Here is an 11,768-nt window from a genome sequence, read left to right as displayed (position 1 = left end):
GTCTGAAGGTTCCGTTGCAGTAGTCGGGCCGAAGTGGCTGTGAGTTCCCGGCAGTTGCGGACTATTTCGCCGGCACCCCGGGTGGGGGCCCGTGCCGCTCGGCAGGCGCGGGCAGCAGGCCCGCGGTCACACAGTGGTCCAGGTAGCGGAAGAACAGGTCACGGTCGACAGGCGGGCAGGCGATGCCGCTGCCCCCCAGTCCGGCACGGACGTGGTCGGCGCGGACGTGGCCGAGGCGCAGGTCGGTCGCGGCGGCCTGATCGACGGAGTCGAAGAAGGCGAGCATCGTGGCCGCCGCGTCGGCCGAGCGGGGCAGCTGCTCCCGCCAGCGGGCGAGCGGCAGGGTCCGTACCGGGTAGCCGTACTCCCGCACCCAGCCGTAGACATCGGCGAGCCGCACGCGGGGCAGGGTGGCGTGGTTGAAGACCAGGCCACCGGCCGTCAGGGGACGGTGGAGACACAGGTGGACGAGGGCGCGCGCGACGAAGTCCACCGGAGTCCAGATCTCGTCTTCGAAGAGTTCCGGGACGATCCCCTCGGGTATGCCCGCCCGCAACACGTTCCACAGGAAGTCCCGCTCGTTGACAAACCCCGTGGCGGCCGGGCCGAGCACCCGGCCCAGGCGGTGGACGGTGACGGGCAGACCGCGCTCCGCCGCCTGTTCCAGCAGCCTTTCAGAAGCCCACTTGGACTGCTGGTAGCCGTATCCCAGCGACTCGTGGGCATGCAGAAACGCTTCCGGCACCTCGGCGCTGTGGCTCGCCGGCGGCGCCACGGACAGTGTGGAGACATAGTGCAGGGGCGTCGTGTTCACGGCCGCGAGACGCAGCAGTTGTCGGGTGGACTCGGTGTTGGCGGCGCGCAGGGTGGCGTAGTCGCGCATGATGCTGACGGTCGCGGCGTTGTGGAAGATCGCGTCACAGCTCGCGGCGAGGTCGGACAGGGTCTCCCGGAGCAGGCCGAGGCCGGGGCGGGCGAGGTCGGCGGGCAGGGCAGTCAGGCGGGCCGACGCCCTTGCGTCGAGCGTGATGCCGTGGTGCCTGAGCGCCGCCCGGACGCGGGCAGCGGCTTCGGGCACACCGGGTGCCCGTACCGTGCAGACGATCTCGGCCTCGGTGTCGGCCAGGAGTCGCGCCAGCAGATGGGTACCGACGAAGCCCGTGGCGCCGGTGAGCAGGACGCGCCTCGGGGCCGCGGGAAGTGCGCGGCCGACGCCAGGCCGGATGTCCGGATCGAGCTCGGCGTCCGTCAGGAGGGCGGGCGGGAGTGCGGCAGGGGCGGCGGTCGGCTGCTCCGCGTCGGCGAGGAAGCGGGCCAGTGTGGCGGCGGTGGGGTGCTGGAAGATCCAGGCGACCTTGACGTCCCGGCCGAGTTCCACACCGATCCGGTTGGCGACCTGGATGGCCTGGAGCGACTGGGCGCCCAGGTCGAACACATCGTCGTCCACCGCGACGGTGTCGGTGCCGAGGATCTGCCGCCAGGTACGGGTGATGGCTTGTTCCAAGGGATTCCCTGCGGTGGGCGCCCGCTTCGCGGACGGCTCGCTGAGCGCGGCCCGGTCGATCTTGCCGGAACTGGTGCGCGGCAGCCGCCCGACGAGTTCGACAGCGGACGGAACCATCGCCGCGGGAAGCCTCGCCCGCAGGTGTTCTCTGACCTCGGAGGCGGACGGCGCCGGGTCCTCGGCCACGAGGTGGGCCACCAGGCGCCGGGTGCCGTCCGGCAGGATCTGTCCGGCGACGGCCGCCTCCCGGATCCGGGGGTGGCCGAGCAGGGCACTCTCGACCTCTGCAGGCTGCACTCGATGGCCGCTGATCTTGAACTCGGTGTCGGCCCGGCCGAGGTAGCGCAGTTGTCCGTCCTCACCGATACGGACCAGGTCCCCGGTGCGGTAGGCGCGGGGGTCTTCCGGAAGTGCGGTGAGCGGGGCGAAGCGCCCGCCGTCCGGTGCGTCTGTCCGGTATCCGTCGGCGAGGGTGTGGCCCAGCAGGTAGAGCTCACCGTCGACCACGGCGGCCCGGGTACCCGGCAGGGGCAGGCCGATGGGTACGTCGTCGGCGGCGAGGCCTGGGTCGTTCAGGTCGGCGACGGTGGCGACCACGGTGGCCTCGGTCGGACCGTAGGTGTTCAGCAGCGCGACCGAGGTGCCGACCGCCTTGCGCCAGCGCTCCACGCGCTCGGGGAGCGCTGCCTCACCGCCGATGACGACGGTCCGCACTCCCTCGGGAAGGACCGCGGCACCGGTCGAGACCGCGTAGGCGACCTCGTGCCAGTAGGCGGTGGGCAGGTCCAGCACGCTCACCCGAAGCCGCGCGCACTCGTCGAGGAAGCGCGGCACCGACTCCGTCATGTCGTCGGTCCGCATCACGAGGGTGCCGCCCGTGCACAGGGTGAGGAAGATTTCCTCCACGCTGGCGTCGAAGTGCAGGGGGGCGAACTGCAGGACGCGGTCCGCACGGCGTAGCCCGTAGCGGTGCGTGGCAGCGGCGACGAAGTGCGCCAGCGCGGCATGGCCGATCTCCACGCCCTTGGGCAGGCCGGTTGAACCCGAGGTGTGCAGCACGTAGGCGAGGTCGGTGAGCTGCGGCGCGGTGGGCGTGCCGGTGGGGGCGGCCCCGGAGTCCGGCTGGTCCGGAGCGAATACGACGTGGTCGGGGAAGCCGGCCGCGCGGTCGCCGGTGGTCAGGACGAGCGCCGGAGCGGCGTTGGCCAGCAGCAGGGACGTGCGCTCGGCGGGGGCTTGCGGGTCCAGGGGGCAGTACGCGGCGCCCGACAGCAGCACGCCGAGGATGGCGGCGACGGCGTCGGTTCCCCGGGGCAGCGCGACGGCCACCAGGTCGCCCCTGCCGACGCCACGGGATGTGAGCCGACGGGCGATGTGCTGTGCAGCGCCGAAGAGTTCGGCGTAGGACAGGGTCGCCCCGGCGCATTCGACGGCGACGGCTCCGCCCCGGCGGGCGGCGTGGTCGGCGATCAGGCCCAGTACCGGACGGACGGGTGCGGGCAGCGGGCCGCCGTCCAGGACGGGAACGGCCTGGTGCTCCCGCGGCCCGCCGAGCGGCCGGTCGGGGTCGGCGAGAGCCTCCTCCAGCAGGGCGAGCAGACCCCCGTGGAGGGCGGCCGTCTCGTCCTTCGTGTACAGGTCGGGGTTGGCGTCGACGGTGACGCGCAGACCAGTGCCGTCGCCGCGGTCGTAGATGTTGACCGCCAGGTCGTCGACGGGGCCCGCGGACACGTTGTGGACGGTGCTCGGATGTCCGGCGAACCGCAGGTCGTACTCGAAGGGCATGATGTTCACCCCGGCGCCGGACAGTCGGCGCTGGCCTCCCACCAGTTTCAGGTCGCGGCGCAACTGCTCGTAGCGGTAGCGCTGGTGCGGCAGTCCGGCGCGCAGTTCCCGCGAGACGCGGGAGGCGAGGACGCGGAGGCTGTCGTCCGAGGTGACGGGCACCCGCAGGGGCAGGATGTTGCGCACCATGGCGGGCACCCGCAGGGAGACCGAGCCGAGGCGGCCCATCACCGGCAGGCTCAGGACGATCTCCGGCGCCCGGGTGAGCCGGTGCTGGTGTGCGACGGTCACCGCGAGCAGCACCTCCGACCAGGTCACCGACAGTTCGCGGGCGACGGTGCGCAGGGTGTCGGCTCCCGCTGTGTCGAGGTCGCTGACGTGGCGGTGGAAGGTGCGGGCGGGCAGTGCGGATCGGCCCGCGGGGGTGGCGACCGGCGGACGGTCGGCGTAGCGGTCGGTCCAGTAGGCGCGGTCCTTGGCGTGGCGGGCTGATTCGCGATAGGCGTGTTCCTCGGCGCTGACGGACTCCAGGGTGCCGAAGCCGCTCTCCGGTACGGGTTCGCCGGCCATGAGGGCGGTGTAGACCTGGGCGACGCGCCGGGCCACGAGGGAGAGTCCGAAGCCGTCGAGGGCGATGTGGTGGACACGGTGGTACCAGAGGAACTCCTCCGGTGCGGTCCTCAGCAGGGCGTGGCCGAAGACCGGGTCGTGGGTGAGGTCGACCGGGCGGGCCATGTCCTGGTCCATCCAGGCCAGTGCGGCGGCGTGCGGGGCGGGTTCGGCGGTCAGGTCGGCGATGTGGGTGCGCCAGTCGGCGGCCGGCGTGTCGATCTGCCGGGGGTGGCCGTCGCCGTCGATGTCGAAGGTGACGTTCAGCGCTTCGGTCTCGGCGACCACGTGGTGCAGGGCCTGGTCGAAGACGGCGGGGTCGATCGGACCGGCGATGCGCACGTATTCGGCGGTGTTGTAGGCCGGGCTGTCCGCGTCGAGCTGCTGACCGGCCCAGATGCCCTCCTGGGCGGCCAGGAGGGGACGGTGCTCAGGCATCGGCATGGTCCGCTCCCGGTCGGCGCTCGGTGAGCAGCTGCCACCACTGGGCGAAGGAGGTGCGCTCGGCGAGTTCGATGAAGGTCACCTCGGCGCCCGCTGCCTGCCAGCGCTCCAGCAGGGTGACGATGCGCAGCGAGTCCAGCCCCGCGTCCAGCGGGCTCTCCTGCAGGTCGACCTCGTCGGGCTTCAGGAACAGGCACTCCGCCAGGTCCGCGCGGAAGCTGTCCAGGGTGAGGGTTTCAGGCATGGATTCTCTCTCGGGGGCTCGTCCGGTCGTGTGCCAGCGTTGTCGGTCCGCCCGCGCCGGGGTGGTGACGGCGCGGGCGAACCGGTCAGTTGACCTTGCGGGCGGAGTCGCTCCAGAAGCGGTCGCGCAGCTCGCGGCGCAGGATCTTGCCGCTCGGATTGCGCGGGACGTGGTCCGTGAACTCATAGCTCGCGGGCAGTTTGAACGCGGCCAGCCGCGGGACGAGGAAGGTGTGCAGGTCGCGTGGGCTGGGCCGGTTGCCCGCCGCGGGGACGACGAAGGCGTGCACCCTCTCACCCCAGCGCTCGTCGGGTATCCCGACCACGACGGCTTCACCCACTCCTGGGTGGTGTTCCAGGACGTTTTCGACCTCGGCGGGGTAGACGTTCTCGCCGGCCACGAGGATGGCGTCCTTGATGCGGTCGCGGATGAACACGTAGCCGTCCTCGTCGAGGTAGCCGGCGTCACCGGTGTGGATCCAGCCGCCGACGAGCGTCTCCGCGGTCTTGTCGGGCAGCCCCCAGTACTCGACCATCCGGGCGGGGGTGTGCAGGCAGACCTCGCCCACCGCGCCCGGTGGCAGTTCACGGCCCTGGCCGTCGATCACCTTGGCGTGGACACCGGGGTAGGGATGGCCGGCGGCCTGCATGAGGGGGCCACCGGCTACATGTGCGGCCGGTGGCAGGCAGACCGCGGTGTTCCCGGTCTCGGTGAGCCCGTAGATCTGGGCGAACTCGCAGTCGAGGATGGCGAGACTCTCCTCCAACAGCGCCTCCGAGATCGGGGAACCGCCGTACACCGTCTTACGCAAGGTAGTGAAGTCCTCGCGGGTCACTCCGGGTTCGGTGAGCATCATGCGCAGCATGGCGGGGACCACGCAGGCGGTGGTGATGCCGAGGTCGCGGATGAGGTCAACGGCCTGCCTCGCGGCGAAGGCGCGCATCGCGACGACTGTCGTGCCGGCGTTGAAGTTCTGGGTCGCCCACCACAGACCGCCGACGTGGAATCCCGGGATGCCGACCAGGGCGATGTCGCCCTCCCGCCAGTCGATCCAGTCCAGTGCTTCGCTCGCGAGGCCGTCTCGAATCGCGAAGAAGCTGCGGTGGGCGAGCACGACCCCCTTGGGCAGTCCGGTGGTGCCGCTGGTGTAGAGCTGGGCGACCGGGGTGTCGGGCGTGGCCGTGAACTCCGTTTCCCCGTCCGGGTGTCCGGCCCGCCACGTGTCGATGTCGCGCACGGAAACGATGATCTCGGGCGGCTCGGTGGGCATGCCTTCGACGATCGGGGTGAACTCTTCCTCCAGGAACAGCAGCCGCGTGCCTGAGTCCTGGAGGATGTGGCTCACCTCGGGCGCGGTGAGCCTCCAGTTGACCGGGACCAGCACGGTGCCGGTCTTGGCGCAGGCGAAGAGGACCTCGTAGTAGTGCTCGGACTCCTTGCCCAGATAGGCCACCCGGTCGCCGTCGGCGAGTCCGGCGGCCAGCAGGGCGTGCGCGAGGCGGTTGCTGCTGCGGTGCAGACCCGCGTACGTCAGGGTGCGGCCCTCGCAGATCACCGCAGGGGCTTCGGGCTGACGGAGGGCGTGGAAGTGGGTGGTCTGGACGAGGGTGCTCAGTTCGGGGTGGTGGAGCCGGGCGCCGTTGTGCTGCGGTGCTGTGGGTGTCTCCATGAGCGGTCTCCCTTCGGTGGGTCAGGGGACGTTGACGAACGCCAGGGTCGCCTCACCGTCGCACCGGCCGCCGTGGGCGTCCTGGTAGCGGAACACGGTCTGGGCGTGGAGGAAGGGGCTGCCGCCGCCGGGGGTACGCCGGGTGACTGAGCGGAGTTCCATCTCCCCGATGAAGTCACGGGGGTTGATGGGACGTCTGAAGTTGGACGCGAAGCGGGCGATGAGGATGTCGGGGAGCTGGTGGCGCCAGAAGTCGTCCAGGGTCCAGTTCTCGAACCCGGCCAGCAGACCTTCCTTCACGGACTTGGCGACCAGGTAGTACATCATCTGGTTGTAGGCGATGTTGACTTCGACCGAGTTCAGATGGCCGGTGTCGTCGATGTAACAGGACTCCGGGATCTCGAACGCGCAGCGTGCCGAAGAGAGCCCGTCGGCGGCCGTGACCTGGGCGGACTTCAGGTACTTGCAGTGCTGCTTGTAGGGCGACAGAACCCGGGCCAGCAGCTCCTCGTCGGTGGGGTACGACTGCCGCGGCGCGGCACCGGCGGTGTCGGTGACGGGCGCGGTCACGCCGCCCGCATCCCGTCGTACAGCTTGCGCTCGTCGTGGACGGTGACGCGGTAGGAGACGGTCGGCTCCGCAGTAGTGGTGTGACGGGCCCGGTGGATGAGGCTGCGGTTGTCCCAGACCAGCAGGTCGCCCTTCTCGAAGCTCTGCAGGTGGATGTTTCCGTGCTCGAAGCTGTCGTCGAGCTGGCCGGTGGCTTCGAAAAGACGTTTCAGCACTTCCTCGTCGAGCGGGTCGCCGTCCTGGTTCTCGATCCCGACGGTGAAGCCCTCGCTGATGTAGAGAACCGTTTCGCCGGTCATCGGGTGGGTGAAGGTGGTGGGCTGGAGAACCGGTGGGGTCTTGGTCTCGACCTCCTCGATGATCTCGGAGATCGGCCGGTAGACGTCGTGCGGACGGATCTTGAAGTACTTCCGTACGGAGTGCCGGCAACGCGTTCCGGCGGCCTCCTTCTTCAGCTCTTCGGGCAGCCGTTCGTATGCCCTGCCCATGTCGATGAAGTACGTCCCACGGTTCTTCTCCGGGATGACCCGGGGGTAGATCAGGGTGATGCCGAAGGGGTCGGGCATGAACTGATAGTCGGCGTGCCAGAACTTGCCGGTCTTCGGCACGCCTACCTGCTTGCCGTTCTCCGGGACGTTGGAGGACACGAAGATCTCGGGGACCTCCGGGTGCTTGTACATCTCCTCGTAGTAGGTCTCGGGGCGGCCAAGTCGCTTGCCGAGGGCGAGAAACGACTGCGGGGAGAGGTCCTGCCCCTTCAGCACGGCGATCTTCTTGGCGTAGACGGCTTGCTTGAGGACCCGGATGTCCGCCTCCGAGGCCGTGGTGTGGTCGAAGTCCTCGACGATGACGCCGAGCGCGGCGCCGGGCTGATCCTTTATCTGCATGACTGTCGGCCCTTCCGTGGGTTCAGGCGGCTGTGGCGCGGCGGGACTCGACGAGGTGGGCTATCTCGCCGAGGGTGAGGTCGGGCTGGAGCTCGTCATCACCGACGGCGACGCCGAGGTCGCGTTCGATGTGGATGCTGATCTCGACCGTGGTCAGGGAATCGACGTCCAGTTCGCCGAGGGTCGCCTCGGGACGGGCGAGGTCGGAGGGGACGTCGTGCAACTTCGCGATGATCCCGAAGATCTGCTCGTAGGTGGTCATGGTGTGATCCGTTCCGGTTGAGGGTTTTCGGCGAGCTCGGGCCAGGTCATGACGCACGAGCCCCAGGTGAGGCCGCCACCGAAGGCGGTGAGCAGCAGGCGGTCGCCGGTGCTGATCCGCTGCCGGGCCACTGCGTCGGCCAGGGCGAGCGGGATCGAGGCGGCTCCGGTGTTGCCGACGGCGTCCACGTTGGCCACGCAGCGTTCCCGGGGCAGGCCGAGGTCGTCGGCGACGGAGTGCAGGATGCGCATGTTGGCCTGGTGGGGCACGAAGTGGTCGATGTCTTCGGTCTTCCAGCCGGCCCCGGACAGCGCGGTCCGCGCCGAGGCGGCCATGCGGGTCACCGCGTGCCGGTAGACCTCCTTGCCGCGCATCGCGAAGTGCCTTTCGGCGCGGGTGGGTTCCCTGCCGGCCGATCGTTGGCGGGAGCCGCCGGCGGCGACCGTGATCAGGTCCTCGTGGGCTCCGTCGCTGCCGAGGTCGAAGTGGTCGACCACGCCCGGCTCGTCCGGGTGTCCCGCACGCAGGACGACCGCTCCGGCGCCGTCACCGAAGATGATCGCGTTGGACCGGTCCATCGGGTCGACGATGGTCGAGTAGGTGTCCGCGCCGATCAGCAGGACCCGTTCGACCACACGGGAGGCGATCAGTCCGGCAGCGACGGCGAGGCCGTACACGAAGCCGGTGCACACTGCGCCGACGTCGAAGGCGGCGGCTCCCTGCAGGCCGAGGCGCGTGGCGACCGCCGGCGCGGTGGCGGGGCAGGGTCGGTCCGGGGTGGTCGTGGTGACGATCACCGCGTCGGCGTGCGCGTCGCCGGCCGAGCGCAGCGCGAGCCGGCCGGCCTCGACCGCGAGGTCCGACGTCGCCTGGCCGGGCTCGGCGAAGTGCCGTCGTCGGATCCCGGTGCGGGTACGGATCCAGGTGTCGTCGGTGTCCAGCCGTTCGGCGAGTTCGTCATTGGTGACCACCCGAGTCGGTACCCATCCGGCCAGTCCGCACAGGACGGCCGCCGGACCCGGCGGGCTGGGGGCGTTGCTGGGCACAGCTGTTCTCCTCGTCGGGTGAAAAGGGGAGCGGGCGTGGCCGTCCTACGGGGCGGTGGTCGCGGTCCTGCGCAGTGCCAGGGTGAGCGGCACTCCGAAGCCGAGGCCCGCCGCGACGGCGAACACGGCGGCGCGGATTCCGGTCAGCAGAGCGTCGCCGGCCGGTCCGTGACCGACGCCCCCGGACAGGGCGACCAACAGGGCAAGGCCGACCGCGCCGCCCACCTGGAGCGTGGTGGAGGCCATGCCGGAGGCCACGCCCTGGTCCTCGGGGGCCACTCCGGAAGCGGCGACGATCCACATGCCAGTCCAGGCGGCGCCCTGGCCGAGTCCCAGCAGCACGATCCCGGGCAGCAAAAGGGAGTACGAGCCGTCCGCGGTGAGCCCGAGACCGAGGGCGGCAGCTCCCGCCGCGCCCAGCAGCATGCCGCCGACCAGCATGCTCCGCACTCCGACCCGGCCGATGGCCCGTTCTCCGACCTGGGTGCCCAGGGCGGTCACCATCGCAGGGACGAGAAACGCCAGGCCCGTCGCGAACGCGCTGTAGCCGCGCACGTTCTGGAAGTAGAGGGTCATGAAGTAGGGAAGCGAACTGAACGTAGCGCTGTAGAGCGCGGTGACCGCCATCGCGGCGGTCAGCCCTCGGTGGGCGAACAGTCGCGCCGGCACAAGCGGGTCCCGCGAACGGGTCTCGACGACTGCGAAGACGGTCAGCAGGAGGAAGGCGAGTACGGCGCTGAGCAGTACGGACGGGCTGTGCCAGCCGACCGCAGGGGCGTGCACCAGGAGAAACACCAGAAGCATGATCCCAGCGGTGGCGGCCAGCGCCCCGGCCACGTCGAACCGTCGGGTGCCTGCGCGCGGACCATCCTGCGGGAAGAGTCGTCGGCCCGCCCACGCCAGGGCCACCGCGACAGGAACGTTGACGAAGAACACAGACGGCCAGCCGAACGCCTCGACCAGCACGCCGCCCAGCAGCGACCCGAAGCACAGGCCCCCGGCCCCCGCGGCGCCCCACACCGCCAGGGCCCGGTTCCGGGCGGGTCCCTCCGTGTAGATCGTGTTGATGAGGGCGAGGGTGGACGGGAACAGCAACGAGCCCCCGATACCCTGCACCGCGCGGACGGCGACCAGCACCCCGGCGGACTGGGACAGTCCGCCCACCAGCGAGGACCCCGCGTACACGAGCGCAGCGGCGACGAAGGTCCGGCGTCGGCCCAGCAGATCGGCCGTACGGCCGCCCAGCAGGAGGAAGCCGCCCGTCGTCACGACATAGGCACTCACCACCCACTGCAGATCGTGCGGGGAGAAGCCGAGTGCGGTGCCTATGCCGGGAAGGGCGACGTAGACGATGTTGTAGTCGAGCGCGATGACCAGCTGGGCCAACGCCAGAACGAGAAGAGACAGCCGTGCCCGCACCGGTCGACCTCCTCCTCACCCATTCAACGAAAATGACGAAAATTCAGATCGAATAGCCGAGCAGGTCGATCATTTTTAGTCACCATAACACCCGGAAGAAGGATTGAGAACGCCCCCTCAGGGAAACTCCCACCCCAGGCTTCAATTCTATTTTTGGGCAGCACTGATATCCGGCAGTACGCAATTGCCGGATGGTTAGTCGTTGCAGAATTCAGACGGTCAGACATCCCCCACGAGTCGCCTGACCTCCGCGATGAGAAAGGTGAGCGCCAGCCGTTCCGGAATGGTCGTTTCCGGGTGCCACAGATCTACGAGCAGGCAGGTCCGCGGGCGGTCACCGGCATTACGCGCCTCATGCTCGAAGGAGTAGTCGAAAAGCAGACACTTCCCCTCCTCCCAGGAACGGGTTTCTCCCGCCACCGTGATGCTGCATCCCTTCGGAATGTCCACGGCAAGATGCAGATTGATACTGAAGTTCCAGAGGTCGCAATGCGGGGCGATGGTCGCACCTGGCAGGAGGGTGGAGAAATGACATTCCAGGAGGGAACATATTTTGCCCGTCTCGACGGCACACTCCTTGAGCACCTCGTACGCCGTCGGCACGGTACCCGCCGATTCCTCGACCAGCCCCCCTCCCCGATACAGATAGAGGGCCTGCCAGTCGTCCTGGCGGGTCAGATAGTGCTCGTAGTCGGAGAACGCCTCCCGGCGCGCCGCCCAGGCAGTGGTCAGCTGCTCCTTGATCATGGGATGAGCGGCTTCGAAAGCGTCGACGACCGGCGTCAGCTCGGGATGACCACGAGGATCGTGCCAGGGGGTCCGGGACAGCCCCGGCAGGATCCACTTGGCCCCCTTCTGCAGCGGGTGACGCGGCTCCCCTGCCCCGGGCTCCAGCATCCGTTCCACACGCCTGATGGAGTCCGCGCCGTGCTCGCCTCTGATCGCCGCGAAGGCGTCGTCTATCTCGGGTGTCATGCAGGCTCCCTCCTGGCCACTGCCGCCATGGCCGACTGCAGAGTCGGTTATCGCACTAGTAGTCGAGGGAAGGAGCCCGGGAGTTCCCGCGATGACTCGTCATTTCTTGGGAGACTCAACGGACTTGTTCCTTCATGACGTCGCCACAGGTGAACCCGCTCCCGGGGAGCGCCCCGGAGCGGTCCGCCGCCGTGCGTCCCCGCCGGTCGCACAGCGCGGTGAGCACCGTGTCGGCGGTCGAAACCAGGAGGGTCACCTGCAGTTCGGCGAGCAACCGTACGAGAACGTCCCGGTGCGCAGGTCACGGCCCGCAGCCGTACGTCCAGCGCCGGCGGATCGGCTGCAAGCGGCGAC

Annotated in this window: 9 protein-coding genes; all 9 read right to left on the bottom strand. The window is 69.6% G+C overall.

The window, feature by feature from the left end; all coding sequences use genetic code 11:
- Nucleotides 1-61 precede the first annotated feature (61 nt).
- The 9 genes from ACWCP6_RS18575 to ACWCP6_RS18535 all read right to left on the bottom strand — a co-directional run bounded on the left by ACWCP6_RS18575 (nt 62) and on the right by ACWCP6_RS18535 (nt 11,414).
- Nucleotides 62-4,342, bottom strand: a complete 4,281-nt coding sequence (locus ACWCP6_RS18575) for an amino acid adenylation domain-containing protein (RefSeq protein ID WP_450933537.1) — start codon at nt 4,340-4,342, stop codon at nt 62-64.
- On the bottom strand, nt 4,329-4,586 hold the full coding sequence (locus ACWCP6_RS18570) for a phosphopantetheine-binding protein (RefSeq protein ID WP_450933536.1): 258 nt from the start codon (nt 4,584-4,586) through the stop codon (nt 4,329-4,331). Before ACWCP6_RS18570 ends, ACWCP6_RS18575 begins: the two co-directional genes overlap by 14 nt.
- A gap of 85 nt (nt 4,587-4,671) precedes the next feature.
- Nucleotides 4,672-6,255: a long-chain-fatty-acid--CoA ligase gene (locus ACWCP6_RS18565; RefSeq protein WP_450933535.1), complete on the bottom strand. Its 1,584-nt coding sequence runs from the start codon at nt 6,253-6,255 to the stop codon at nt 4,672-4,674.
- Nucleotides 6,256-6,276: 21 nt separating this feature from the next.
- Entirely contained in the window at nt 6,277-6,825 is a 549-nt protein-coding gene (gene scoD / locus ACWCP6_RS18560; protein ID WP_450933534.1) for a (2E)-enoyl-ACP glycyltransferase, read from the bottom strand.
- Nucleotides 6,822-7,712 carry a (3R)-3-[(carboxymethyl)amino]fatty acid oxygenase/decarboxylase gene (scoE, locus tag ACWCP6_RS18555; RefSeq protein WP_450933533.1) on the bottom strand — a complete coding sequence of 297 codons (891 nt, stop codon included), beginning with the start codon at nt 7,710-7,712 and terminating at the stop codon, nt 6,822-6,824. Before scoE ends, scoD begins: the two co-directional genes overlap by 4 nt.
- A 22-nt stretch (nt 7,713-7,734) precedes the next feature.
- A complete protein-coding gene (locus ACWCP6_RS18550) occupies nt 7,735-7,974 on the bottom strand; it encodes an acyl carrier protein (protein ID WP_450933532.1) in 240 nt (79 codons plus the stop codon).
- Nucleotides 7,971-9,020 carry a beta-ketoacyl-ACP synthase III gene (locus ACWCP6_RS18545; protein ID WP_450933531.1) on the bottom strand — a complete coding sequence of 350 codons (1,050 nt, stop codon included), beginning with the start codon at nt 9,018-9,020 and terminating at the stop codon, nt 7,971-7,973. The genes ACWCP6_RS18550 and ACWCP6_RS18545 overlap by 4 nt, the downstream gene beginning before the upstream one ends.
- Before the next feature lie 45 nt (nt 9,021-9,065).
- Nucleotides 9,066-10,439 (bottom strand): MFS transporter, encoded by a 1,374-nt coding sequence (locus tag ACWCP6_RS18540; RefSeq protein ID WP_450933530.1) that lies wholly within the window; start codon nt 10,437-10,439, stop codon nt 9,066-9,068.
- Nucleotides 10,440-10,658: 219 nt separating this feature from the next.
- Nucleotides 10,659-11,414 carry an aspartyl/asparaginyl beta-hydroxylase domain-containing protein gene (locus ACWCP6_RS18535; protein ID WP_450933529.1) on the bottom strand — a complete coding sequence of 252 codons (756 nt, stop codon included), beginning with the start codon at nt 11,412-11,414 and terminating at the stop codon, nt 10,659-10,661.
- Between the last annotated feature and the right edge of the window lie 354 nt (nt 11,415-11,768).

It is taken from the genome of Streptomyces sp. NPDC002004, assembly GCF_053593975.1.
The sequence above is the reverse complement of the archived record's forward strand: the minus strand, read 5'-3'. Positions and strand labels throughout refer to the sequence as shown.